Source organism: Pontixanthobacter luteolus, assembly GCF_009828095.1.
GTDB lineage: Bacteria > Pseudomonadota > Alphaproteobacteria > Sphingomonadales > Sphingomonadaceae > Pontixanthobacter > Pontixanthobacter luteolus.
Genome location: NZ_WTYP01000001.1, coordinates 133205 through 155784, shown reverse-complemented (window position 1 = coordinate 155784; position 22580 = coordinate 133205). Strand labels below are relative to the sequence as shown.

General features: G+C 60.0%; 30 protein-coding genes. 13 read left to right on the top strand and 17 right to left on the bottom strand.

The window, feature by feature from the left end; translation table 11 throughout:
* Positions 1-71 precede the first annotated feature (71 nt).
* Entirely contained in the window at positions 72-221 is a 150-nt protein-coding gene (locus GRI43_RS00710) for a hypothetical protein (protein ID WP_160729210.1), read from the top strand.
* 59 nt (positions 222-280) lie between these two features.
* On the opposite strand, the gene pal is transcribed toward GRI43_RS00710, so the two are convergent.
* From pal to hisB, 13 genes are all read right to left on the bottom strand, one after another.
* Positions 281-793 (bottom strand): peptidoglycan-associated lipoprotein Pal, encoded by a 513-nt coding sequence (pal, locus tag GRI43_RS00705; RefSeq protein WP_202391562.1) that lies wholly within the window; start codon positions 791-793, stop codon positions 281-283.
* Positions 794-848: 55 nt separating this feature from the next.
* Entirely contained in the window at positions 849-2228 is a 1380-nt protein-coding gene (tolB, locus tag GRI43_RS00700; protein ID WP_160729209.1) for a Tol-Pal system beta propeller repeat protein TolB, read from the bottom strand.
* A 2-nt stretch (positions 2229-2230) separates the two neighbouring features.
* A complete protein-coding gene (locus GRI43_RS00695) occupies positions 2231-3037 on the bottom strand; it encodes an energy transducer TonB (RefSeq protein ID WP_160729208.1) in 807 nt (268 codons plus the stop codon).
* 9 nt (positions 3038-3046) lie between these two features.
* Positions 3047-3526: an ExbD/TolR family protein gene (locus GRI43_RS00690; protein ID WP_160729207.1), complete on the bottom strand. Its 480-nt coding sequence runs from the start codon at positions 3524-3526 to the stop codon at positions 3047-3049.
* Positions 3527-4246, bottom strand: coding sequence for a protein TolQ (gene tolQ, locus GRI43_RS00685; protein WP_160729206.1), 720 nt, complete (start codon positions 4244-4246; stop codon positions 3527-3529). It abuts the gene before it with no gap.
* The gene (locus GRI43_RS00680) at positions 4243-4701 is read right to left on the bottom strand and encodes a YbgC/FadM family acyl-CoA thioesterase (protein ID WP_160729205.1); all 459 of its coding nucleotides are present in this window, start codon (positions 4699-4701) and stop codon (positions 4243-4245) included. Before GRI43_RS00680 ends, tolQ begins: the two co-directional genes overlap by 4 nt.
* 81 nt (positions 4702-4782) lie before the next feature.
* Entirely contained in the window at positions 4783-5160 is a 378-nt protein-coding gene (locus GRI43_RS00675; protein WP_160729204.1) for an HIT domain-containing protein, read from the bottom strand.
* An 11-nt stretch (positions 5161-5171) separates the two neighbouring features.
* Positions 5172-5501 (bottom strand): phosphoribosyl-ATP diphosphatase, encoded by a 330-nt coding sequence (locus GRI43_RS00670; protein ID WP_160729203.1) that lies wholly within the window; start codon positions 5499-5501, stop codon positions 5172-5174.
* Between the two features lie 31 nt (positions 5502-5532).
* Positions 5533-5706, bottom strand: coding sequence for a PEP-CTERM sorting domain-containing protein (locus tag GRI43_RS00665; RefSeq protein ID WP_160729202.1), 174 nt, complete (start codon positions 5704-5706; stop codon positions 5533-5535).
* A gap of 68 nt (positions 5707-5774) precedes the next feature.
* Positions 5775-6536: an imidazole glycerol phosphate synthase subunit HisF gene (hisF, locus tag GRI43_RS00660; RefSeq protein ID WP_160729201.1), complete on the bottom strand. Its 762-nt coding sequence runs from the start codon at positions 6534-6536 to the stop codon at positions 5775-5777.
* Complete coding sequence (gene hisA, locus GRI43_RS00655) at positions 6533-7261, bottom strand: 1-(5-phosphoribosyl)-5-[(5-phosphoribosylamino)methylideneamino]imidazole-4-carboxamide isomerase (RefSeq protein ID WP_160729200.1); 729 nt, start codon at positions 7259-7261, stop codon at positions 6533-6535. The genes hisF and hisA overlap by 4 nt, the downstream gene beginning before the upstream one ends.
* 13 nt (positions 7262-7274) lie before the next feature.
* Positions 7275-7901, bottom strand: coding sequence for an imidazole glycerol phosphate synthase subunit HisH (hisH, locus tag GRI43_RS00650; protein ID WP_160729199.1), 627 nt, complete (start codon positions 7899-7901; stop codon positions 7275-7277).
* On the bottom strand, positions 7894-8487 hold the full coding sequence (hisB, locus tag GRI43_RS00645; RefSeq protein ID WP_160729198.1) for an imidazoleglycerol-phosphate dehydratase HisB: 594 nt from the start codon (positions 8485-8487) through the stop codon (positions 7894-7896). The genes hisH and hisB overlap by 8 nt, the downstream gene beginning before the upstream one ends.
* A 106-nt stretch (positions 8488-8593) precedes the next feature.
* On the opposite strand from hisB, the gene GRI43_RS00640 reads away from it, so the two are divergent.
* From GRI43_RS00640 to gmk, 3 genes are read left to right on the top strand one after another with little or no spacing between them, the layout of a single operon-like run.
* Positions 8594-9097 (top strand): SspB family protein, encoded by a 504-nt coding sequence (locus tag GRI43_RS00640; RefSeq protein ID WP_160729197.1) that lies wholly within the window; start codon positions 8594-8596, stop codon positions 9095-9097.
* 51 nt (positions 9098-9148) lie between these two features.
* Positions 9149-9559: a hypothetical protein gene (locus GRI43_RS00635; RefSeq protein WP_202391561.1), complete on the top strand. Its 411-nt coding sequence runs from the start codon at positions 9149-9151 to the stop codon at positions 9557-9559.
* 60 nt (positions 9560-9619) lie between these two features.
* The gene (gene gmk / locus GRI43_RS00630) at positions 9620-10255 is read left to right on the top strand and encodes a guanylate kinase (RefSeq protein ID WP_160729196.1); all 636 of its coding nucleotides are present in this window, start codon (positions 9620-9622) and stop codon (positions 10253-10255) included.
* A gap of 67 nt (positions 10256-10322) precedes the next feature.
* Here gmk and GRI43_RS00625 read toward each other — a convergent pair whose 3' ends face one another.
* From GRI43_RS00625 to GRI43_RS00615, 3 genes are read right to left on the bottom strand one after another with little or no spacing between them, the layout of a single operon-like run.
* A complete protein-coding gene (locus GRI43_RS00625; RefSeq protein WP_160730550.1) occupies positions 10323-11129 on the bottom strand; it encodes an SDR family NAD(P)-dependent oxidoreductase in 807 nt (268 codons plus the stop codon).
* 15 nt (positions 11130-11144) lie between these two features.
* Positions 11145-12284 (bottom strand): acyl-CoA dehydrogenase family protein, encoded by a 1140-nt coding sequence (locus GRI43_RS00620; RefSeq protein ID WP_160729195.1) that lies wholly within the window; start codon positions 12282-12284, stop codon positions 11145-11147.
* Between the two features lie 3 nt (positions 12285-12287).
* Positions 12288-13469 (bottom strand): acyl-CoA dehydrogenase family protein, encoded by a 1182-nt coding sequence (locus tag GRI43_RS00615; RefSeq protein ID WP_160729194.1) that lies wholly within the window; start codon positions 13467-13469, stop codon positions 12288-12290.
* Positions 13470-13661: 192 nt separating this feature from the next.
* On the opposite strand from GRI43_RS00615, the gene GRI43_RS00610 reads away from it, so the two are divergent.
* The 9 genes from GRI43_RS00610 (at position 13662) to GRI43_RS00570 (ending at position 21201) form a co-directional block, all read left to right on the top strand.
* Positions 13662-14507, top strand: a complete 846-nt coding sequence (locus tag GRI43_RS00610) for an SDR family NAD(P)-dependent oxidoreductase (RefSeq protein ID WP_160729193.1) — start codon at positions 13662-13664, stop codon at positions 14505-14507.
* Positions 14504-15940 carry an MFS transporter gene (locus tag GRI43_RS00605; RefSeq protein ID WP_338089987.1) on the top strand — a complete coding sequence of 479 codons (1437 nt, stop codon included), beginning with the start codon at positions 14504-14506 and terminating at the stop codon, positions 15938-15940. The genes GRI43_RS00610 and GRI43_RS00605 overlap by 4 nt, the downstream gene beginning before the upstream one ends.
* 29 nt (positions 15941-15969) lie before the next feature.
* On the top strand, positions 15970-17301 hold the full coding sequence (locus GRI43_RS00600; RefSeq protein WP_160729192.1) for an acyl-CoA dehydrogenase family protein: 1332 nt from the start codon (positions 15970-15972) through the stop codon (positions 17299-17301).
* Positions 17301-18389, top strand: a complete 1089-nt coding sequence (locus GRI43_RS00595) for a Zn-dependent alcohol dehydrogenase (protein ID WP_160729191.1) — start codon at positions 17301-17303, stop codon at positions 18387-18389. Before GRI43_RS00600 ends, GRI43_RS00595 begins: the two co-directional genes overlap by 1 nt.
* Positions 18390-18400: 11 nt before the next feature.
* Positions 18401-19459 carry a phosphotransferase family protein gene (locus GRI43_RS00590; RefSeq protein ID WP_160729190.1) on the top strand — a complete coding sequence of 353 codons (1059 nt, stop codon included), beginning with the start codon at positions 18401-18403 and terminating at the stop codon, positions 19457-19459.
* Positions 19460-19540: 81 nt separating this feature from the next.
* Positions 19541-20365, top strand: a complete 825-nt coding sequence (gene dapD, locus GRI43_RS00585; RefSeq protein ID WP_160729189.1) for a 2,3,4,5-tetrahydropyridine-2,6-dicarboxylate N-succinyltransferase — start codon at positions 19541-19543, stop codon at positions 20363-20365.
* Between the two features lie 84 nt (positions 20366-20449).
* On the top strand, positions 20450-20731 hold the full coding sequence (locus GRI43_RS00580) for a hypothetical protein (RefSeq protein WP_160729188.1): 282 nt from the start codon (positions 20450-20452) through the stop codon (positions 20729-20731).
* A gap of 57 nt (positions 20732-20788) precedes the next feature.
* On the top strand, positions 20789-21016 hold the full coding sequence (locus GRI43_RS00575; RefSeq protein WP_160729187.1) for a hypervirulence associated TUDOR domain-containing protein: 228 nt from the start codon (positions 20789-20791) through the stop codon (positions 21014-21016).
* On the top strand, positions 21016-21201 hold the full coding sequence (locus GRI43_RS00570; protein WP_160729186.1) for a DUF3008 family protein: 186 nt from the start codon (positions 21016-21018) through the stop codon (positions 21199-21201). The genes GRI43_RS00575 and GRI43_RS00570 overlap by 1 nt, the downstream gene beginning before the upstream one ends.
* A gap of 77 nt (positions 21202-21278) precedes the next feature.
* On the opposite strand, the gene GRI43_RS00565 is transcribed toward GRI43_RS00570, so the two are convergent.
* Positions 21279-22532, bottom strand: a complete 1254-nt coding sequence (locus GRI43_RS00565; protein ID WP_160729185.1) for a dipeptidase — start codon at positions 22530-22532, stop codon at positions 21279-21281.
* Between the last annotated feature and the right edge of the window lie 48 nt (positions 22533-22580).

The following is a 22580-nucleotide window of genomic DNA, read 5'->3' as shown; positions in this document are numbered from 1 at the left end:
AAATGTTGCAATGCAACGAAGCTTTCATATATTCCGCCTAACGGCAGGTAAGTACACGGTCTAAAGGTATCATGAGCAAGCAAGCCTCCCTCTCCGCAACTATTTCTGCAATCACGATGGCGCTGTTCGCCGCATCGGCGCTGCTGGGCGGTTTGCAGGGTGATCTGCCACGCAGCGAGCTGCCTGAAATGTCGATCTCGGCGTCGGTCGAGCTGCCGTAATCATGAAAAAGGGCGGCCAAGCTGCTGCCCGGCCGCCCCTTTGCATTACCATAGAATAATCAGCTGATAACGACGCTAACCGCACGGCGGTTCTGCGCCCATGCCTGTTCATTCGATCCGGTCGCGACCGGGCGTTCCTTGCCGTAGCTGACCGTACGGATACGGTTTGCCGGCACACCAAGGCTGACCAGATAGTTCTTCGCCGCATTTGCCCGGCGTTCACCCAAAGCAAGGTTGTAGTCGCGGGTGCCGCGCTCGTCGCAGTGCCCCTCCACCGTGATGTTGATCGCCTGATTGCGCATCAGATACTGCGCCTGCGCCTGCAGGGCAGCGGCATCTTCGCCATCGATGTTAAACCGATCAGTGTCGAAGAAAATCACGTTCTGGCCGTTCACGCCATTGACGAAATGTTCCTGAGTGCCAAGCACCGGGCCAGCCGGCGCGGTGTTGTTCGGCGTGGTCTGGGTAGACGGACCGGGTTCAGGCGGAAGCACTTCTGGCGCGGTTGTCTTGCAGCCGGCCAGCGCGGCAGCACCTGCAAGCAGAGCAATAGTGGTGAAACGAGTATTCATCTGACGTCTCCTTACGCTGGGAATTTGCGACCCAGCTTACTCCAAATCAATGCATTCAGGGGAGAATCGGTCCCCATGCCGGATCCGACGCGTCGACTGGCGTCGGCAGCTTCCTTTCATTTCGGCCTGTCAGGTCGACTTGCCAGAGTGAGGTATCGCCCGAATTCCGAGCAGTCCGGAAAAACTGTACGATGCGGCCGTTTGGCGCCCAGGTCGGGGCTTCATCCTGCCAGCTATCGGTCAGATGGCGCAGATCGCCGCCGCGCGGGTTCATCACCGCGATGCGGAAATTGCCTGCAATATGGGTGAACGCGATCTGGTCTCCGCGCGGGCTCCATTCCGGCGTCGCAGCGCGGCCGCCAAAGAATGTCAGCCGCTTCTGATTGCGACCATTGGCGTCCATCACGTAGATTTGCTGACTGCCCGACCGGTCGCTTTCGAACACAATCTTGCTGCCATCGGGTGAATAGGAACCGCCGATGTCGATACCCGGCGTATTGGTCAGGCGCATGCTCGGCCCGCCCTCTGCGGACACGCGGTAGATATCGGTGTTGCCCGATACCGCCATGGAATACAGAATCCAGTTTCCGTCGGGCGACCAGCGCGGCGCAAAAGTCGGGTTCTCGCTCTGCGTGATCAGCGTCTGACGGCCCGTGCCGATGTCGTAGACGTAGATACGCGGATTACCGTCGACATAGCTGAGATAAAGAAGCTTTCGGTAATCCGGCGAATAGCGCGGTGTCAGCGCAGTAGACCGGCCGGTTGTGATGAAGCGGTGGTTTGCGCCGTCGCTGTCCATGATGGCCAGGCGTTTCGTGCGGTTATCCTTCGGTCCGGTTTCCGCGATATAGGCGATCCGGCTGTCGAAGAACGGGTCTTCGCCGGTCAGCCGCGAATAGACCAGATCGGCACATTTATGCGCCGCCCTGCGCCAATCCGCAGGCGGAACCACCCACCCGGCGCGTGCCAGTTCATCGCGCAGGGCAACATCATAGAGATAACAGCCCACGGTCAGCCGCCCGTCGGGACGTGCACGGACATAGCCATGCACCAGCATTTCTGCGCTACGGTTCGACCATGTCGGCCAGTTGGGCGCGGTAATCTGGGTAAAGCTGGGCTGCGGCAATGCATCGGGCCCTGTTGGTTTGAACAGGCCGTTATTGCGCAGATCGTTGAAAACCACCTGCGCCATCTGTTTGCCCAGCCCCGCAGTCCCCGAACTGCTGGCAGGCGTTTCAACGTCGCGGTCGGTTGCAAATCCGGCGATTGCGATACCCAGATCTTCCCAATCGCTTTCGTCGGTGACGCTGCCCGAAAGGCCGCCCTCCTGCTCGACAGTCTCGACCTCTCCGCCTTGCGGAACGGGGGTGCCAAGATCCTGCGCAGCGGCGGGCGCTGCTATGGTCAGGGCAATCAGGAAAGTCCAAATTCGCATTGTCAAAGCCTTCTGTCGAAACGCCAGTCGCGGATATAACTCCACTTATCGTAGAATTCGTCCGGCAGGTTGAATGGTGCGGCGAGTTGCACCGCACGTATGGCGCGCTCCGCATGAACCTGTGCCTGCGCGCGGTTTGCGTCGGTTATTCCGGTCTGGCTTACCACAGTGGGGGTGTTTGCGAGCGAGCCGTCGCGGTTCATCCGCCAGGTGAGCACTGTCACCAACCGTTCGGTTTCCAGCCCTTGCGGCGCGCGCCAGTGGGGCTTGAGCTGGCGATTGATTGCCTGGCTCAATGCCGCCTGTTCGGCGCGTCCAAAAGTGGCTGCCGGCGCGCGCGTTTCCGCTGTATTCGAACTTGATCCGGAACCCGGCAGGAAGTCCGCGCCGATCCGGCTGCCTCCGCTGCGCGTAGGGGTAGAGCGTGGTTGCGGCTGAGGTCGGGACTGCGGCCTGCTTTCAGGCCGGTCGGGCCGGCGGCGCGGCTCGCGCGATACAGCCGGGCGCGACGGCGCGCTGGTTGCAACCGGTCTTGGCGCAGGGATCGGCGGGGTAATCTGTGTCTCCGTCACTTCCGGCGCAGAGCTGTCGGACAATGTCGGGGCAATTGCCTCACGGCTTTCAGGCACCGGCTGCGGGGACATAGCCTCAAGCCCGACATCTTCGGCCAGACTGACCGTTACCCGTTCGGGCACCGGAACTGGTTCAGCCGGCGACCGGACCAGCATAACGACCACCAGCGCCAGATGCAGCGCCACTGCCGCGACCAGCGCAATAATTTCTTCGGTACGGAGTGCGGGCGCTGCCATACTAGCCAGCTATTGCTCCAACTCTGAACCGGAAATGACCGCCGGTTGCTGCGCCGTGCTGCTCGTCACCAGTGCAATCGAGTTAAAGCCTGCACGGTTCAACTCGCCCATGACGGCCATCATGCGCCCGTAATCGAGCATCCTGTCGCCGCGCAAGGTGACCTGTGGCTTCGTCCCGTCTGGGTTTGAGGTGATATTCGCCAGTCGGTCGGGCAATTCGCCGGGTGCCAGCGGCTCATTGCCGAGATAGATCACACCGTCAGATGCGACAGTGATCGTGACCGGGTCCTGTTCCTGCGGCAGTGCGGCGGCGCGGCTGTCAGGCAGTTCGACAGGAACACCGGATGACAGCAGCGGCGCGGTGACCATGAAAATGATCAGCAGCACCAGCATCACGTCGACGAATGGCGTGACATTGATTTCAGCCATCGGCGTCCGTTTTGAACGGCGGCCGCCCCGGCGCGATGAAGATGCGAGACCCATCGCCATTCAAAGGCGCTCCAGCTCTCGGCTGAGGCTGGCGTGGAACCGGTCCGCAAATCGCTGCAGACGCGATTCGAGCGAGTTCACGCCATGGCTGAAGCGGTTGTATGCGATGACCGCGGGGATTGCCGCAAACAGGCCGATGGCAGTTGCAAACAGCGCTTCGGAAATACCCGGCGCAACCACCGCGAGCGAGCTGTTTTCCTGTACGCCGATCTGGAAGAAGCTGTTCATGATACCCCAAACGGTCCCGAACAGACCCACAAACGGCGCGACTGAACCGACGGTGGCGAGGAAGTTGAGCCGATCGGCGAGGCTGTCTGCTTCCTGCGCGACTTGGCTCTCCATTGCGCCGGCCAGCCTTTGACGCGTGCCATCGCGGTCCAGCGGGCCGGTGCGCCCTTTTGCAGATCTGCGCCATTCGGACATGCCGGCAGCTGCAATGTTGGCAGACGGAATATCCTGGCGGGCACGCTGCTTCACCAAGGCATCGAAATCGTCGGCCTTCCAAAATTCCGTTTCGAACGCGGCGCAGCGTTTTTTCACCCGGGCAAGGCGCAGGCTGAAGCTGATGATGATCATCCAGACCCAGATGCTGGCAAGGATCAGGCCCAGCATCACCGCCTGAACCACGATGTCGGCGTCGAGGAACAATTGCATCGGGTTGAGCCTGCCCGAATGGACCGGCTCAGCAGAAACCGCAGCAAGGATAGGAAATAGGTTCATTCGTTCTCTTCTCGGGAAATGATCTTGGCAAATGCGTCGCGCCATTCTTCCGGCTGCCGGGTCGGGCGTCCGGTTGGCGCGACAAAACCCACCCGCAGGCTCGCTTCGCAGAGCAATTCTGAACCGCGCATTGCACGTTGGTGCATCAACACGCTGGCAGCCTTTATTTCGGTGCAGCGCGTGTGAATTGTTACATCGTCATCAAGTTTCGCCGGACGGGCATAGCGGATCTGGATATCGGCCACCGCATATGCGCCCTGCCCCGCTTCGATCGCGGCCCGCTGGTCTATTTCCAGCATTCGCAGGACATCCGAACGCGCCCTTTCAAACCAGCGCAGATAGTTGGCATGATAGACGATCCCGGAAAGGTCGGTGTCTTCATAATAGACGCGCACCGCATAAAGGTGCAGCGGGCCATCGAAGGTTCCCCCGGGCGGATTTGGCGTTTTGCTCATATTCACGCCCGCCTTAGCGCAGCGCGGAATCGCGCGGCAAGCGATTGTTGGATGCAGCCGGGATGCAGCGGCGAACGGTGCCTAGCGCGCGATCATCGGTCCCAGGAACTGGCGGCCAAACAGGTGCACATGCAGATGCGGCACTTCCTGCCCGCCATGCGCGCCAACATTGGCCAGCAAGCGGTAACCCGTCTGCACCAGATCGTGTTCACGCGCGACATTGCCGACCGCGCGGATGAAACCGGCGATTTCGGCGTCGGACGCCTTGGCGGAAAAATCGTCCCAGCTGACATAGCTTCCCTTGGGGATGACCAGCACGTGCAGTTCAGCCTGCGGATTTATGTCGGGAAACGCATACGCCCATTCATCTTCATACAGCTTGGTCGACGGGATCTCTCCGCGCAGTATCTTGGCGAAGATGTTCTGGTCATCATATGGCTGGGTTGCGTCAATCGGCATGTGGTTGCTCCCTATTCAGCCGGCCTGCTGGCTTTTTCATCAAGCCCCGACACACCTTCGCGCCGGTCAAGTTCGGCCATCACCTCAGCCAGCGAAACATCCTTTGCCGACAAGAGAACCAGCAGGTGGAACATGACATCGGCCGCCTCGCCGACCAATTCATCGCGATCTTCGGCAAGCGCGGCGACGACAGTCTCGACAGCTTCTTCGCCCAGCTTACGGGCGATTATGGGCAAGCCGCGCGAATGCAGTTTCGCAACATAGCTGGACGAAGGGTCGGCGCCCTTGCGCTGTGCAATCGTCTGTTCAAGCCGGGCGAGTGTATCGGGAATGCTGCTCATGCCCGGGCCATGCCGCGCATCGGGAAAACCGTCAATCGTCCTGCTGGTTCTGTTTCCGGCGGGCGATCATGCGGCCGACGATCAGGCCTGTCAGACCAAGCCCGAAAAGCGCCATATTGCTAGGCTCGGGAATGGGTGTTCCGCCGCCGGCATGGGCGGGCGATGCAATAACCGCGCCCGCAAGCAAAAAGATGCATGTCCTCATGCGGCGCACATGGACCGATGCCCATATTTCGCAACTGCAATATAACTCCCGTCCCGCAGAGGGACGTATCAGGCGCGGGCAGGAAGCCCGGCAGCGCGCAAGGCGGCGTGCGCCTCTGCTATCGTGTGTTCGCCGAAATGGAATATTGATGCAGCCAGCACAGCGCTTGCGTGGCCTTGTGTGACCCCCTCCACCAAATGGTCGAGCGAGCCGACTCCGCCGCTGGCAATCACCGGCACATCGACGCTGTCGGCAATCGCACGGGTCAATTCCAGATCGTAACCCGCCTTGGTTCCATCACCGTCCATCGATGTGACAAGCAATTCGCCCGCGCCCAGATCGGCCAGCCGCTTGGCGTGTCCAAGCGCATCGATCCCGGTCGGCTTGCGACCGCCATGGGTGAAAATTTCCCACTTGCCGGGCCCCGTTTTGCGGGCGTCGACAGAGCCGACCACGCATTGGCTGCCGAATTTGGCCGCAATCTCGGAGACGACCTCTGGCCGCTTGACCGCGGCACTGTTGATCGCAACTTTGTCTGCGCCCGCCAGCAGCAGAGCGCGTGCATCCTCTACTGAAGAAACGCCCCCGCCCACGGTCAGCGGCATGAAGCACACCTCTGCTGTGCGCTTGACGACATCGAGCAAAGTGCCGCGCCCTTCATGCGTGGCCGAAATATCGAGAAAACACAGCTCGTCAGCGCCCGCCGCATCATAGGCCTGCGCCTGTTCCACCGGATCGCCTGCATCGCGCAGATCGACGAAATTCACGCCTTTGACCACGCGCCCATCGGCGACGTCGAGGCAGGGGATAACGCGGATGCGGACTGTCACGCCCGCGCCGCCATCGCAATCGCCGCCGCCAGATCCAGACGCCCGTCATATAGAGCGCGCCCGGTGATCACGCCTTCAATCCCCTGGCTGGCCTGCATCGCGAGAATGTGAATATCGTCCAGCCCCTTGACCCCGCCGCTGGCAATAACCGGAAGGTCGGTGCGCTGGGCCAGTTCGACGGTCGCATCAATGTTGCAGCCCTTCAGCATACCGTCACGCCCGATGTCGGTGAACAGAAGGCTGGCGACGCCCGCATCCTCGAATCGGCGGGCCATGTCCGCGATCGGCACATCGGATACTTCCGCCCAGCCGTCGGTCGCGACCATTCCATCGCGCGCATCGACCGCCACGACGATCCCGTTTTCCCATTCCTTCGCCATCTGTTTGACGAATTCGGGATTCTTCAGAGCCGCAGTGCCGATCACGATCCGCGCGACGCCGGCATTGAACCATCCCTCTACATCGCCCGGTGTCCGAATGCCTCCGCCAAGCTGGACGTGGCCGGGAAACGCTTCGACGATCGCCTCGACAGCTTCGCGGTTCTGCGCGCTGCCGGCGAAGGAACCGTCGAGATCGACCACGTGCAGATGCTGCGCGCCGGCCTCGGCGAACAGCATGGCCTGCGCCGCCGGGTCATCCCCGTAAACGGTCGCGCGGTCCATATCGCCTTCTGCCAGACGCACGACTTCGCCGCCTTTCAGGTCGATCGCGGGAAAGACAATCATGCCAAAACTCCAATCAAGGGCGCCAGTCCAGAAACCGTTCGAGCAAGGCCAATCCGTAGGCCTGGCTCTTTTCAGGGTGAAACTGCACACCAACAATAGTGTCACGCGCTACCGCCGCAACCAGACCGCCGCCGTGATCTGTCATTGCGGCAATATGGTGCGGGTCGGATGCTGCGAAATGATAGGAATGCAGGAAATAGGCCTCGCCTTCCTCGAGCAGATCGTGGCTCGGCACATGGGTGGTCAGCGCGACGTCGTTCCACCCCATATGCGGCACCTTGATCGCCGGATCGGTTTTTTCGATTCGCTCCACTGCGCCTGCGATCCAGTTCAGGCCCTTTGTCTCACCGTGTTCGAGCCCGCGTGTGGCGAGCAATTGCATCCCCACGCAGATGCCCAGAAATGGCGCGCCGCCAATTTCGACCCGTTCGGTCATCGCCTCGACAAGCCCGTCGATGGATTTAAGCCCTTCGGCACAAGCCTTGAACGATCCGACACCGGGCAGCACGATCCGGTCTGCCGCGCGGACGACATCGGGATCGGCGGTAACGGCGACCTTCGCGCCGACCGCTTTCAGCGCGTTCTCGACCGAATGCAGGTTGCCCGCGCCGTAATCGATCAGCGCGATTGCTTCAGCCACCTAGCTGCCCCTTGGTGCTGGGAATTGCCCCGCCCTTGCGCTGGTCCAGTTCGACACCGGTGCGCATAGCGCGGGCAAAACCCTTGTAGATCGCTTCGCAGATGTGGTGGTTGTTGGTTCCGTAAATCAGTTCGATGTGGAGCGTGATGCCCGCGGTCTGCGACACGGAATGGAACCAGTGTTCGATCAGTTCGGTATCCCATTCGCCCAGCTTTTCCTGGCTGAAGCCTGCCTTCCACACCAGATAGGGGCGCCCTGAAATATCCAGCGCGACCCGGGCCAGCGTTTCGTCCATCGGGGAATAGGCCGTGCCATATCGCCCGATGCCCGCCTTGTCGCCCATCGCCTGCGCCAGTGCCTGCCCCAGGGCGAGCGCGCTGTCTTCGGTCGTGTGATGCTGATCGACATGCAAATCGCCGTCGATCTTCATCGTCACATCAATCAACGAATGGCGGCTGAACTGCTCCACCATGTGGTCGAGAAATCCTATGCCGGTCGATACGTCATATTTGCCGGTGCCATCGAGGTTTACTTCGACCTCGATCTTCGTTTCGGCGGTGTTTCGTTCTATTCGGGCTGTACGCATGCGGTGCGCTATACGCGCTCCAAATGGACGCGCAAGCATGAGGATTGATGACATTCCTCTATTCCCGCTTGACCATGCGCGTGCATCTCGCCACCTAGCAACCGATATGAGTGACGAAACGCCCGATAGCATGATCCCCTACGACGAGATCGTACAAGAAGCACTGCGTGCCGTGGTTGGCCGCGTGCTCGGACAAATCGTCGAAATGGGCAGCGAGCTGCCCGGCAACCATCATTTCTACATCACGTTCAAGACCGGCGCACCGGGCGTATCGATCCCCACCAGCCTGCGTGAACGCTTTCCTGACGAAATGACCATCGTCCTGCAGAACAAGTTCTGGGACCTGGGCGTTGATGATGACGGGTTCACCGTCGGCCTCAGCTTTAACGCGGTGCCGGCCAAGCTGGACATCCCGTTTTCGGCCATCACTGCGTTTGTCGATCCGGCGGTCGATTTCGGCCTGCAGTTTCAGGCAACTGTCGCCGACATGTCACCCGAAGAGCATGAAGATGCAGAGAATGACGTTCCGGAACCGGGCGAGCATCCAGCCGTTACAGAAAGCGAAGACGGCTCAAACGTCGTCACGGTCGATTTCGGCCGCAAGAAATAGGCGCAGACCGGCGGCAGCTTGGGTCCGCGCCGTGCAGGGGCGGATAAATCTATGGTCAAACATGTTTCAGAAAGCGGCGCAGATGCGATTGCAGAGGCGCGCGAACATACGCCGGGTGATGCCGCAGAGGTGCCCGGCCCCAGCACCAATCCCGCAACCAATCTGATCATGGCAGACATTGCCATGCGCGCCGGGTCGTATGTCCTGCGCAGCGCAGTTGAAAAAGGTTTCCTGAGCGGCCGTTATGGCAAGGAAACCGCCAGCAATATCGTCCAGAACAAGACGCTGGGGCAAAACATCGTTTCGTTTGCCTTGGCAAAGGTCGCCACACGGTCACTTCCGGGCGCGATCGTCGTTGGCGGCGGCGTGGTGGCCAAGACGCTGTTTGACCGCAGCCAGAAACGTCGCAAGTCCAAGCGTGCCGGAGACAAGGCGCTGATCGAGCAGTCGAAAGACAGCTAAGGGCGCGGATATTCCGCATCCGGCCTTGATTTCGCAGCTATGCCTGACGCATTAGCGGGCATGGCCGACCAAGAAGATCTCCACCGCCGCGGACTCATGTTCATTCTTTCCTCCCCCTCGGGCGCGGGAAAGACAACCATTTCGCACATGCTGCTGACAGCGGATGAGGAAATCAAACTCTCCGTATCTGCGACCACGCGTCCGCGCCGCGAAGGCGAGATTGACGGGATTGATTATCACTTCGTCAGCGAAGCCCAGTTCGATGAAATGGTCGAAAAAGATGATTTCTACGAATGGGCGCATGTGTTCAATCACCGCTACGGCACGCCGAAGGGGTATATCCGGTCGGGACTGAAAGAAGGGCAGGATTTCCTGTTCGATATCGACTGGCAGGGCACCCAGCAGCTTTATCAGAAAGACCAGCAGGATGTGGTGAGCGTGTTTATCCTGCCGCCCAGCCTGGTCGAACTTCGCCGCCGCCTCGAATCGCGCGGGACAGACACCGCCGATGTAATCGAAGGCCGGATGGACCGGGCCCGCGGCGAAATCAGCCACTGGGCAGAATACGATTATGTCGTCATCAATGACGATGTCGACCAGTGCTTCGTCAAGGTCCGCGAGATACTGCATGCCGAACGGATGAAGCGCACGCGCCAGACCGGGCTGATCCCGTTCGTGCGCGAATTGATGGAATAAGGCACTTCAACAGAAAAGGCCGCCGGATCGCTCCGGCGGCCTTTCTTGAATACGCATTTTGCAGCTATCAGGTGCCTGACGGATCAACGAAATTGCCTGCACCGATATTGGCGTTCACCACGCCTCCATCGATCGGAATAGTCGTACCCACGACATAGTCGCCTGCGCGGCTGAGCAGGTAGATCGCACCCGCAGCCATATCTTCGGTCACACCCACACGCCGCGAAGGGATGCCCTTTTCCACCAGGTCTGCATTGTCGCGTGCTGCACGGTTCATCGCACTGGGGAAGGCCCCCGGGCCGATGCCGTTGACGATGATATTGTGGCTAACCAGTTCTGCGGCCATCCGCCGGGTCAGGTGGATCAGGCCAGCTTTCGATGCCTGGTACGGGTAAGTCGGCCACGGGTTCGACTTCATCCCGTCGATCGAGGCGATCATCAGCACCTTGGCCGGACGTTCCTTAGTTCCCGCGGCCTTGAGCAAAGGCAGCAGCTTTTGCGTCAGAAAGAACGGTGTCTTCACGTTCAGGTCCATCGTCCGGTCCCAGCCGGCCTCTGAAAATTCCTCGAACGGTTCGCCCCATGCGGCACCGGCATTATTCACTAGCAGGTCCAGCTTTTCTTCGCGGCTGGCCAGATCGTCAGCCAACGCCTTGATCCCTTCCATCTGCGAAAGATCACCGGTCAAACCGATAACTTTATCGCCCAGTTCGGCAGAGGTTTCATCGACCTGCTCTTTCTTGCGGGCGACAATATAAACCTTGGCGCAGCCCGCTTCGAGCAAGCCTTCCACGATCATCTTGCCAATCCCGCGCGAGCCGCCGGTTACCAGAGCGATCTTGCCTTGGAGGCCGAACAAATCAGTCAGTTTCATCATCGTTCGTTCTCCTTAGTATCCGCTCATCTGGGCAACGCGCCCTGCGTGGTAATAGGCATCGCCCAGGAATTCCTGCAGCGCACGGTCGCGCTTCATATACAGGCCGATGTCATATTCGTCGGTCATTCCGATGCCGCCGTGCATCTGAACGCCTTCTTTCACCGCAAGGCCAGCCGCCTTTGCGACTTTTGCCTTGGCGACGGAGACCATCAGGTCGGATTGTTCGCTGCCTGCATCAAGCAGCTGCCCGGCCTTGATCGTCACCGCGCGTGCGATTTCGACTTCGGAATAAAGGTGCGCTGCACGGTGCTGAAGCGCCTGGAATTCGCCAATCAGCTTGCCGAATTGCTTGCGCTGCTTGAGGTAATCGATGGTCATGTCCATCGCGCCGCCTGCAACGCCGCAGCCTTCCGCTGCTGCGCCGAGCCGGCCTGCGTTGAGCACCTTGTTGAGAACTTCGCGTCCGCCATCGACTTCGCCGATAACCGCATCTCCATCCAGCTCGACACCGTCCAGCTTCATGTGCGTTGCGACAGAGCTGTCGACCAACCGGACAGCGGCATGATCGAGGCCCGCTGCATCCCTGGGCACCGCGAAAAGCGTGATGCCGTCCTCATCGTCATCCGAACCGGATGTGCGCGCAGCGACCACGATCATGTCTGCACTCGCGCCGTGAACGACAAAGTCCTTCTGGCCCGAAAGCTTGAAACCGTTACCCGATTTTTCCGCCTTTGTCTTGATCCTTTCGGGGCGGTGCTTCGCGCCCTCGTCGATCGCCACTGCAAAGACGCTGTCACCTGACAGCAGGCCCGGCAGATAACGTCCGCGCAGATCATCGCTTCCGTCTTTCAGCGCAGTCGCCGCAAGGACGGAGCTGGTGAGAAACGGAGACGGGGTGAGATTACGGCCGATTTGTTCAAGGACGATGCCGGCTTCGACATTACCCATGCCCATGCCGCCATCGTCTTCGTTCACCAGAATTCCGGTAAAACCCATTTCGGCGAACTGTTTCCACAATTCGTGGCCGAAACCGTCTTTGCAATCGCGGTCGCGCCAATGGCGCAGCTGTTTTGCAATCGCGCCTTCCTCAGCCATGAACTGAGCGGCAGTGTCGGCGAGCATCGCCTGATCTTCATCGTGATATAGCGGCATTGATCAGGCTCCCGGCAGGTCGAGGATACGTTTGGAAACGACGTTCAGCATCACTTCGCTGGTGCCGCCTTCGATGGAATTGGCCTTGGTGCGCAGCCAATTACGCGATGGCTTGCCGCCGCCGGTTTCTTCGCTGTCCCACTCCAGGCTGGTCGAACCGCCAGCCGACATCATCAGTTCGTGACGGCGCTTGTTCAGCTCCGTCCCGACATATTTCATCATGTTCGGCTGTGCGGGATGACCTTTGCCTGCCTTCATCTCGTCGAGAAATTTCTCGCCCATGGCGCCGTAAGCAAGCGCATCCACGTCGAACATGGCGAGCTCGGCTCGAAGAACAGCATCAAGCTCACCCGTTTGCCGCAGCATTGCTGCACCAATCGCAGACGTCCGATCACCCCCATCGGCACCGGAAATCATTTCACGTTCGTGCCCAAGAAGATATTTAGCGACGTCCCAGCCGCGGTTCACTTCACCGACCTGCGCAGGAATGCCTTCGCCGTATTCCTTCGGCACCTTCACATCGTCGAAGAAAGTTTCGCAGAACGGGCTGTTGCCGCTGATCAGCAGGATCGGCTTGGTCGCGACGCCTTGGCTTTCCATGTCGAACAGCATGAAGGTGATGCCCTGATACTTGTTCGTCTTGTCGGTCCGCACGAGGCAGAAAATCCAGTCGGCATGGTCAGCATACGAAGTCCAGATTTTCTGGCCGTTCACTTCCCAATGATCGCCCTTGTCCTCGCCAAAAGTCTGCATCGAGACGAGGTCCGAACCCGAACCCGGCTCCGAGTAACCCTGGCACCAGCGGATTTCGCCGCGCGCGATTTCGTTCAGGAAACGCAGCTTTTGCGCCTCCGTGCCGAACTTCAGCAGCGCAGGGCCAAGCATCCAGATGCCGAAGCTGGAAAGCGGCGGGCGTGCATTGATCCGGCCCATTTCTTCGCGCAGAATCTTCGCCTCGGGCGCGCTCAATCCGGCGCCGCCATATTCTTTCGGCCATGCCGGAACGGTGTACCCCTTGGCGACGCACGCATCGAACCACGCCTTTTGCGCATCGTTCTTGAAGGTGGCTTTGCGGCCGCCCCAATAAACGTCTTCTTCGTCCCTTACGGGCTGCCGCATTTCGTCCGGGCAGTTGGCTTCAAGCCAACTCCGTGTCTCTGCGCGGAAAGTTTCCAGATCTGCCATGATGTGTTCCTCTCGACTCGGTTTACAGGGCTGTAAAACCCCTCTCCAATTGCCGTTTACGTTAAGGGCAAAAGGCAGGGTCGTGCAAGCGGGAGCATGCTTTCGCGCCTTGCCGTAGCGTCAGCGAGTGCAGCGTTGACGAGACCCGCGCCAAGCCTAAGCTGGCAGCCATACAAACCTTGGGAGAGGTATATGCGATTCTCAGGCAAGACTGCTGTCGTAACCGGTGCTGCATCGGGCATTGGAAAGGCATCCGTGCTGCTATTGGCCAGCGAAGGCGCAACTGTCTTCGCTGCCGATATTGACGAAGAAGGCGGCGCGGAACTTGCCTCGCAGTCCAATGGCGCGATTCATTTCCAACACTGCGATGTCACCAGCACGGAAGATATCAAGGCGTTGATGGACCGTGCGGCTGCGGAAACCGGCGGCATCGACATCGTGTTCAACAATGCAGGTGCCGGGGGTGACGGCGCGCCGATCGACGAGATCGAGCCGGAAGGCTGGGACCGCACCATGGACCTGCTGTTGCGGTCCGTCGCGTTCGGCATCCGCTATGCCGTACCGCACATGATCGGGCGCAAGAACGCATCGATCATCAACACGTCGAGCGTTGCCGCGGTTGGCCCCGGATATTCGCCCAACGCCTATGCCGTGGCCAAGGCGGGCGTGCTGCATCTGACGAAGATGTCAGCCGCCGATCTTGCCAAGCACCAGATCCGCGTCAACGCGATCCAGCCGGGCTTCATCAACACCAACATCTTCACCAACTCGCTCGAGCTCAGCGGAGAGCAAGCCGAAATCGGCAAGAAAGCGATTGCCGCCATGTCTGCCGGCGCGCAGCCTGTCGCCCGCGGCGGTCAGTCGGAAGACATCGCCAATGCCATGGCCTTCCTCGCCAGCGAAGAGGCATCCTTCGTCAACGGCACATCGATCATCGTCGATGGCGGGATAACCATCGGTCCCAAATACTCATGGGATCCGAAAGAACCCGATATGTTCGAGGCCCTGCGCGCTTTGGCGGAGGCTAACCAGCAGTGACCGCTGAAACGCAAACCCAGACTCTGCCAATGCGGATCAAGCTGTTCCACGGCTTTGGCGCGGTGGCATTCGGGGTGAAGGACAACGGGTTCTCCGTTTTCCTGCTGATTTTCTACAACCAGGTGCTGGGCATGGAGGCGCAGCTGGTCAGTCTGGCCCTCGCCCTCGCCCTGATTATCGATGCGTTTGTCGATCCTTTGCTCGGCAACCTGTCTGACCGGACCTATACACGGTGGGGCCGCCGGCTGCCCTGGCTCTACGCAGCGCCCATTCCGCTTGCGATTGTGTGGGTGCTGCTGTGGCAGCCGCCGGTTGATGGCACCCCGAGCTTCTTCGGACTGCTCGGTTTGGCGGTGCTCGTGCGTCTGCTGCTTTCCGCGTGCGAAGTTCCCTCGACATCGCTGGTCCCCGAACTGACCAGCGATTACGACGAGCGGACCACATTGTTCAGATACCGGTTCCTGTTCGGATGGACCGGCGGATTGCTGATCCTGTTCCTGGCCTATCAGGTGTTTCTTGCCGACAGCCTGCTATCGGCAGATGGCTACGCGGCTTACGGCGTTTTCGGCGCGGTGGTGATGGCGGTGTCCGTGCTGCTGTCCGCGATGGGCCAGCACAGCCGGGTTGCAAAACTGCCAAAGGACAAGCCGCCGCCTTTCAGTTTCCGCACCGCCTTCAGCGAGATCAAGCAGGCGTTGTCGGAACGGGCGTTCCTCATCCTCGCAGGCGGCGCACTGGGCGCTTATGTGAGCCAGGGAATGACCTTCGCATTGTCGAATTACCTTTACCTGTTCGTGTGGCAGTTTTCCGAGAGCGATCTGTTCTATTATCCGATTGTCCTGTTCCTCAGCGTTGTCCTGACTTTTGTGACGCTTGGCCCTGCACATCGCAAATGGGGCAAACCGAAGGTTGCAGCGGCCGCCACGGTCATTTCGATGGTCATCTACCTCATCCCCTACGCCCTGTTCAGTGCCGGCGCATGGCCCGAACTGGGCACCCCCGCATCCACCATGCTGCTGTTCGGTTTCGTCCTGTTCAGCAACACATTCGGGGTCATGGTGATGATATCGGCATCCTCGATGGTCGCGGAAATCGTCGAGGCTTTCGAAGAGCGGACCCAGCGCCGGGCAGAGGGATCATTTTATTCAGGCTATTGGTTCATCCAGAAATGCGCGACCGGGGTTGGCATCTTCGTAACCGGCCTGATCGTCGCCATTGCGGGGCTGCCTGAAAAAGCCGTTCCGGGTCAGGTTGCGTCTCCGGTGATCGACAGTCTGATTCTGCAATATTGCATCCTGATCGTGGTTCTGGGCGTGACCTCTGCATTGTTCCTGCTCCGCTTCCCGATCGACCGCGCCGAACACGAAGCGCGCCTTGCCACTCTCAATGCCGCCGCACGTGCTGACGTCGACGGCGGCCAATTGATACCCTAAGCCATTCTTCGAATCAGAAAGGAATACTCATGAACTTCGACCTGACAGACCGGCAAACCCACTGGCGCGACCGCGTGCGCGATTTCATCGAAAAGAACATTCGCCCCAACACGGAAACGTATCGGCAGCAGGATGAAGAGGGTGACCGCTGGAAGGTCATTCCGATCATCGAAGACATGAAGGTGAAAGCCAAGGCGCAGGGCATCTGGAACCTGTTCATGCCGCCGCAGGGCCAGCTGAGCCATGTGGATGACAGCTTCGAATTCGAAGGCCCCGGCCTAACCAACCTCGAATATGCCCTTTGTGCAGAGGAAATGGGCCGCGTTGGCTGGGCAAGCGAAGTGTTCAACTGTTCCGCGCCTGACACCGGCAACATGGAAGTGTTCCACCGGTACGGCACGCGCGAACAGAAAGACGAGTGGCTCAAGCCGCTGATGAACGGTGAAATCCGTTCGGCCTTCCTGATGACCGAACCCTTCACCGCATCTTCGGACGCGACCAACATCGAAACACGCATTGAACGTGACGGTGACGAATATGTCATCAACGGCCGCAAGTGGTGGTCGTCGGGTCTGGGCGATCCGCGCTGCAAGGTGGCGATCGTCATGGGCAAGACCAATCCCGGCGCACAGCGCCACGCGCAGCAGTCGCAGGTTCTCGTTCCGATGGATGCGCCGGGCGTAAACATCCTGCGCCACCTGCCGGTGTTCGGTTACGACGATGCGCCGCACGGCCATATGGAAGTTGAACTGACCGACGTGCGCGTCCCCGTCAGCAACTTGCTGCTTGGCGAAGGCCGCGGGTTCGAGATCGCGCAGGGCCGCCTCGGGCCTGGCCGCATCCATCACTGCATGCGCACAATCGGCGTCGCAGAAGAAGCGCTGGCCAAGATGTGCCGCCGCCTTCAGGAACGCGAAGCTTTCGGCAAACCGATCTACAAATACTCGGTTTGGGAAGAGCGCGTTGCCCGTGCCCGCATCGACATCGAGATGACCCGTCTGCTGTGCCTCAAGGCTGCCGACATGATGGACAAGGTCGGCAACAAGGTCGCCAAGCAGGAAATCGCCATGATCAAGGTGCAGGCCCCGAATATGGCGCTGCAGATCATCGATGATGCGATCCAGGCCCATGGCGGCGGCGGTGTATCCAACGATTACGGCCTTGCCAGCGCCTATGCCCACCAGCGCACTCTGCGTCTGGCTGACGGTCCTGACGAAGTGCACGCCCGCTCGATCGCGCGCATGGAATTTGCCAAGCACATGCCGAACCCCGGCCCGACGGCAAACGCCCTGCGTGACGGCAAAGGCCCTGCTCCCACCGGCAGCGATATCAGCTCCGGCGACCTGGCGGCGACCCGCTAATGGTCAAGGCAGCTATCCTGGAGAAACCCGGTAACGGCCTCGTCATTGGCGAGGTCGAACTGGGAGAGCCGGCACCGCACGAGGTGCTGATCGACACCAAGGCTTGCGGGCTTTGCCACTCTGACCTGCATTTCATCGACGGCGCATATCCGCATGCCCTGCCCGCAATTCCCGGGCATGAGGCAGCGGGTGTCGTCCGTGCTGTGGGCAGCGAGGTGAAGACAGTGAAGCCGGGAGACCATGTCGTCTCGTGCCTTTCGGCATTCTGCGGCCACTGCGAATTCTGCGTCACCGGCCGGATGTTCCTGTGCCTTGGTGCTGATACACGCCGTCCGGCCGATGCACCGGTGCGCATCACCCGCAATGGCGATGAAATGGTCAACCAGATGCTCAACCTGTCGGCATTCAGCGAACAAATGCTGATCCACGAACATGCCTGCGTCGCCATCGACAAGGACATGCCGCTGGACCGCGCTGCGCTGATCGGTTGCGCCGTTACAACAGGGGCCGGCACGATCTTCAATGCGGCAAACCTGACACCGGGTGAAACCGTGGTAGTGATCGGGTGCGGCGGGGTTGGCCTTGCTGCGATCAACGCGGCCAAGATCGCCGGTGCAGGCATGGTCATCGCGGCCGATCCGCTGGAGGAAAAGCGCGAACTGGCCAAGGTGCTGGGTGCGACGCACACCGTCGACGCGCTGGCGCCCGATGCAGCAAAGCAGATCATCTCCATGACCAAGGGCGGCGTGCATTACGCGATCGAGGCCGTTGGCCGGCAGGCGTCCGCGGATCTGGCGGTCGCATCGCTCAGGCGCGGCGGCACCGCGATTATCCTCGGCATGATGCCGCTCGATTGCAAGGTCGGCCTCGGCGCGATGGACCTGCTTTCGGGCAAGAAATTGCAGGGCGCGATCATGGGTGAAAACCATTTCCCGGTGGATCTGCCGCGGCTGGTTGATTTCTACATGCGCGGTCTGCTCGACCTCGATACGATCATTGCCGAACGGATCCCGCTGGAAGACATCAACAAGGGCTTCGACCGGATGCGCGAGGGCCACAGCGCCCGCTCCGTCATTGTTTTCGACTGAGGGCAGACGAGATGGATTATGAAAAGGAAATGGTCGGCACCGTTGAGGTGCCCGACGCGGACAAGCTTGACGAAGCCAGGCTTACGGAATGGATGGAAGCCAATGTCGAGGGGTTTTCCGGCCCCCTGACATTGTCCAAATTCAAGGGCGGCCAATCGAACCCGACATACCGGATCGACACCCCTGACCGGTCTTATGTCCTGCGGCGCCAGCCATTCGGCAAACTGCTGCCCAGCGCACACGCGGTCGACCGTGAATACAAGGCCATGGCCGCGCTGGGTCCAACCGGTTTCCCTGTGCCCAAGGCCTATGGACTGTGCGAAGACCGTGATGTCATCGGATCGATGTTCTTCATCATGAGCATGGCCGACGGCCGCAGCCTGTGGGACGGTGCCCTGCCCGCATCCGACAAGGATGAGCGCACAGCCATCTATAACGCGATGATCGATACGCTGGCCGATCTGCACATGACCGACGTCGAAGCCGTCGGGATGAGCGATTTTGGCAAGCCGACCGATTATTGCGCGCGGCAAATCGCCCGTTGGTCCAAACAATACAAGCTGTCGGAAACAGAAGTGATTCCGGAAATGGACGAGCTGATCGAATGGCTTCCAACGACCATTCCAGAACAGCACGCCAGCAGCATCGTGCACGGCGATTACCGGCTCGACAACATGATCTTCCACAAGACCGAGCCCCGCGTGATTGCGGTGCTGGATTGGGAATTGTCGACCCTGGGCGATCCTATCGGTGACTTCAGCTACCTGATGCTCAACTGGATCAGTCCGGTCGATGGCCGCGCCGGAATTGGCGGACTGGATCACAAGGCGCTCGGCATACCGACAATCGAGGAAGCGACCGAGCGCTACGTGGCCCGCACCGGGTATCCCGTGCCGCCAATGGACTGGTATTTCGCATACAATCTGTTCCGCCTCGCCGGAATCATCCAGGGCATCAAGAAACGCGTTATCGATGGCACCGCATCGAGCGCGCACGCGAGGAAAATGTCCGATCGCGTAATCCCGCTGGTGGAACGCGCGCATCATTTTGCCAAGCAAGCCGGGATGTAATCCAGCCCGCTCTGCCTGCACCCTTGCCGCCGCTGGCGGCGAGGGCTAGCAGCGCATCCTGAAGCCACATCCGGAGCAATCATGACAGCCAATCTTGAAACCGCCATCGACGCCGCATGGGAAGACCGCGCCAATGTAAGCCAGGATAGCCGCGATGTGCGCGAGCACGTTCAGGCAGCGCTGGCTATGCTCGACAGTGGCGAAGGCCGTGTTGCAGAACCTGATGGCAATGGCGGCTGGAAGGTCAATCAATGGCTGAAGAAGGCTGTGTTGCTGAGCTTTCGGCTCAATGACAACATGGTAATGGACGGCGGTTCCGCCGGCCATCCTGCATTCGATAAAGTCCCGAGCAAATTTGCCGGGTGGGACGATGCGCGTTTCCGCGAAGCCGGCTTTCGGGTGGTGCCCGGCGCCATTGCCCGTGCCGGCAGCTATATCGCGCCAGGCTGCGTTCTGATGCCCAGCTTCGTCAATATCGGCGCGTATGTCGGCGAAGGCACCATGGTGGACACCTGGGGCTCGATCGGATCGTGCGCGCAGATCGGCAAGAATTGTCATATCTCTGCCGGCACCGGCATTGGCGGAGTGCTCGAACCGATGCAGGCCAATCCGACGATCATCGGCGATAATTGCTTCATCGGTGCACGTTCCGAAATCGTCGAAGGCGTTATTGTCGGCGAAGGCGCAGTGGTAGCCATGGGCGTGTTCGTCACTGCGTCGACGAAAATCGTGAACCGGCAAACAGGCGAGATTTCGCGCGGCTTCATTCCGCCCTATTCGGTTGTCGTACCAGGCACCCTGCCCGATCCGAATGGCGGCCCGTCGCTCGCCTGCGCAGTCATTGTAAAAACCGTTGACGCACAAACCCGCGAGAAGACCGGGATCAACGAATTGCTGCGCGACTGATCGCACGCTCCCGGAACCGGTCGGTCAATTGACCGTTCGATAGCTGTAACAGGGGGTCGCACCCTTTTCTCGGGAGCTAGAGACATGCATAAAGAAGGCGAAGAAATTCACATCGACGAAACGGATGCCAGCGGCGGCACCAAGACCGGCCATATGCGCTGGGTACTTGGTATCGGACTGTTCCTAGCAATTGCCATCATGTCGATCATCTGGATCACCGGCGCGCTAAGCCAAGGTGATGTCGAAGAAGAAGCCACAATGAGCGGGATTTCAGAATCCACCGTGGGCGAAGAACGCGCAGGCGACCAGACCGACAGTATTGTCAGCGACGATGCTGACGAAATCGATACCGGCATCGCAAACTAAGCTGCCGGGAGGCCCTTTTGGCCGGCTGATGGACGGGACAAACCATCGGAGAATTCAATGAGCAACTCGAATAGTTTCCAGACCGACCAGTATGTCAAATGGAACTGGGGCAACGGCGAAGGCAAGGGCCAGATCAAGGATCGGTTCGAGCGTGAAGTAACGCGCACGCTTCAGGGGACCGAGGTGACCAAGGTCGGCGACAGTGACAATCCGGCCTACCTGATCAAACAGGAAGACGGCGACGAAGTCTTGAAGCGCGGTTCAGAGCTGAAGGCGCAGGACTGATGCCCAAAGCCAGTTCGAAAGCGCAGCAGCAGGCTGCCGGTGCAGCGCTTGCCGCGAAACGCGGAGAGCAGGACAGTTCCGACCTGCAAGGCGCATCGAAGCAAATGTACGAGACCATGTCAGAGGATGAACTCGAAACGATGGCATCCACAGACAGGAGCGACTTGCCCGAAACGGCTGGCTGATACTCCCGCCAAAAAAAAAGGCCTCCGTCCTGACACAGGGACGGAGGCCTCTTTGTTTGGCCGTCACATGCGTCCGCTCACTCGGGGACTGGGGTTTCGATTGCAGGCATTGTGGCCACACTGGCCTTGTATGCTTCTGCGGCACGCAGCACGCGCATCATGTTGCCGAACGATATCTTCTCAAGGTCGGCTTGCGAATAACCGCGCCGCGCCAGTTCTGTGAACAGCGCGGGGTAACCGGCCACGTCTTCCATTCCGACCGGCCCAGTTGGCATCCCGTCGTAGTCTCCGCCAATTCCGATCGCATCGATCCCGGCCATCTTGCGCACCTGATCAATGTGATCAGCCATGTCGGCAATCGTCGCCATCGGCACCGGATTGGCCGCGTCCCATTCGGCCATGGCTGCCTCGACTGCGGCGGGTTGCCCTTGCCACAGGACTGACAGCCGCGTCTGTTCGGCCTCACGCGCCGAATACCATTGCCGCGCATCTTCGTTCAGGAAGCCTGGCAGGCCCACAATCATCACGATACCGCCATTTTCAGGCAGCCGTGACAGCACGCTGTCAGGCACGTTACGCGCGTGCCCATTGATCGCGCGCGCGCCCGAATGGCTGAAAATCACCGGAGCCTTTGCCACGTCCAACGCATCATGCATGGTTTTCTCGCTGACATGGCTGAGGTCGACCAGCATCCCGATCCGGTTCATTTCGCGCACCAGATCCTTGCCGAAATCCGTCAGGCCATCATGCTGCGGGGTGTCGGTTGCGCTATCCGCCCAGGGCGTGTTCTTTGAATGCGTCAGCGTCATGTAGCGCGCACCGATCTCGTAAGTCTGGCGAAGCACCGCGAGGCTCGATCCGATCGAATGGCCGCCTTCCATACCCATCAGCGAAGCGATGCGTCCTTCGGCGACCGCCTTTTCGACTTCGTCAGCGGTCAGCGCGAGCGCCAGATCATCGGGATAACGGGAAATGAGCCGCTTGGTCACATCGATCTGTTCGATCACCGCTTGCACTGCTTCGGGCTCGCTCAGTGCTGCGGTGACGTAAACCGACCAGAACTGCGCCCCAACCTTCCCTTCACGCAGCCGTGCAAGGTCGGTGTGCATTGTGCGCCCCTCGGAATGTTCGGGACCGGTGTCGGTTGTATCCTCGAAATCAAAATCGGCGATCACATTGCGAAACCGCCCGCGAAGCTGAATCGGGACGTCATTATGCCCGTCCCAAACCGGTGCAGCCTCCAGCGCTGCGGCAGCGATCTCTTCCGCAGACTGTGCGGCAGCGGGCGACGCCATCAGCGCGATAAGCGGGAGCAGTGCGAGCTTTTTCATTTACGATCTCGGTATCATGACCCTATGGTTTGGTTAAGTTCTATCGCA

What these genes read in the sequence shown, in the direction of transcription:
- GRI43_RS00710 (WP_160729210.1), top strand. Translation starts at nt 72, where the DNA reads ATGAGCAAGCAAGCCTCCCTCTCCGCAACTATTTCTGCAATCACGATG.
- pal (WP_202391562.1), bottom strand. Translation starts at nt 793, where the DNA reads ATGAATACTCGTTTCACCACTATTGCTCTGCTTGCAGGTGCTGCCGCG.
- tolB (WP_160729209.1), bottom strand. Translation starts at nt 2,228, where the DNA reads ATGCGAATTTGGACTTTCCTGATTGCCCTGACCATAGCAGCGCCCGCC.
- GRI43_RS00695 (WP_160729208.1), bottom strand. Translation starts at nt 3,037, where the DNA reads ATGGCAGCGCCCGCACTCCGTACCGAAGAAATTATTGCGCTGGTCGCG.
- GRI43_RS00690 (WP_160729207.1), bottom strand. Translation starts at nt 3,526, where the DNA reads ATGGCGATGGGTCTCGCATCTTCATCGCGCCGGGGCGGCCGCCGTTCA.
- tolQ (WP_160729206.1), bottom strand. Translation starts at nt 4,246, where the DNA reads ATGAACCTATTTCCTATCCTTGCTGCGGTTTCTGCTGAGCCGGTCCAT.
- GRI43_RS00680 (WP_160729205.1), bottom strand. Translation starts at nt 4,701, where the DNA reads ATGAGCAAAACGCCAAATCCGCCCGGGGGAACCTTCGATGGCCCGCTG.
- GRI43_RS00675 (WP_160729204.1), bottom strand. Translation starts at nt 5,160, where the DNA reads ATGCCGATTGACGCAACCCAGCCATATGATGACCAGAACATCTTCGCC.
- GRI43_RS00670 (WP_160729203.1), bottom strand. Translation starts at nt 5,501, where the DNA reads ATGAGCAGCATTCCCGATACACTCGCCCGGCTTGAACAGACGATTGCA.
- GRI43_RS00665 (WP_160729202.1), bottom strand. Translation starts at nt 5,706, where the DNA reads ATGAGGACATGCATCTTTTTGCTTGCGGGCGCGGTTATTGCATCGCCC.
- hisA (WP_160729200.1), bottom strand. Translation starts at nt 7,261, where the DNA reads ATGATTGTCTTTCCCGCGATCGACCTGAAAGGCGGCGAAGTCGTGCGT.
- hisB (WP_160729198.1), bottom strand. Translation starts at nt 8,487, where the DNA reads ATGCGTACAGCCCGAATAGAACGAAACACCGCCGAAACGAAGATCGAG.
- GRI43_RS00640 (WP_160729197.1), top strand. Translation starts at nt 8,594, where the DNA reads ATGAGTGACGAAACGCCCGATAGCATGATCCCCTACGACGAGATCGTA.
- GRI43_RS00635 (WP_202391561.1), top strand. Translation starts at nt 9,149, where the DNA reads ATGGTCAAACATGTTTCAGAAAGCGGCGCAGATGCGATTGCAGAGGCG.
- gmk (WP_160729196.1), top strand. Translation starts at nt 9,620, where the DNA reads ATGGCCGACCAAGAAGATCTCCACCGCCGCGGACTCATGTTCATTCTT.
- GRI43_RS00625 (WP_160730550.1), bottom strand. Translation starts at nt 11,129, where the DNA reads ATGAAACTGACTGATTTGTTCGGCCTCCAAGGCAAGATCGCTCTGGTA.
- GRI43_RS00620 (WP_160729195.1), bottom strand. Translation starts at nt 12,284, where the DNA reads ATGCCGCTATATCACGATGAAGATCAGGCGATGCTCGCCGACACTGCC.
- GRI43_RS00615 (WP_160729194.1), bottom strand. Translation starts at nt 13,469, where the DNA reads ATGGCAGATCTGGAAACTTTCCGCGCAGAGACACGGAGTTGGCTTGAA.
- GRI43_RS00610 (WP_160729193.1), top strand. Translation starts at nt 13,662, where the DNA reads ATGCGATTCTCAGGCAAGACTGCTGTCGTAACCGGTGCTGCATCGGGC.
- GRI43_RS00600 (WP_160729192.1), top strand. Translation starts at nt 15,970, where the DNA reads ATGAACTTCGACCTGACAGACCGGCAAACCCACTGGCGCGACCGCGTG.
- GRI43_RS00595 (WP_160729191.1), top strand. Translation starts at nt 17,301, where the DNA reads ATGGTCAAGGCAGCTATCCTGGAGAAACCCGGTAACGGCCTCGTCATT.
- GRI43_RS00590 (WP_160729190.1), top strand. Translation starts at nt 18,401, where the DNA reads ATGGATTATGAAAAGGAAATGGTCGGCACCGTTGAGGTGCCCGACGCG.
- dapD (WP_160729189.1), top strand. Translation starts at nt 19,541, where the DNA reads ATGACAGCCAATCTTGAAACCGCCATCGACGCCGCATGGGAAGACCGC.
- GRI43_RS00580 (WP_160729188.1), top strand. Translation starts at nt 20,450, where the DNA reads ATGCATAAAGAAGGCGAAGAAATTCACATCGACGAAACGGATGCCAGC.
- GRI43_RS00575 (WP_160729187.1), top strand. Translation starts at nt 20,789, where the DNA reads ATGAGCAACTCGAATAGTTTCCAGACCGACCAGTATGTCAAATGGAAC.
- GRI43_RS00570 (WP_160729186.1), top strand. Translation starts at nt 21,016, where the DNA reads ATGCCCAAAGCCAGTTCGAAAGCGCAGCAGCAGGCTGCCGGTGCAGCG.
- GRI43_RS00565 (WP_160729185.1), bottom strand. Translation starts at nt 22,532, where the DNA reads ATGAAAAAGCTCGCACTGCTCCCGCTTATCGCGCTGATGGCGTCGCCC.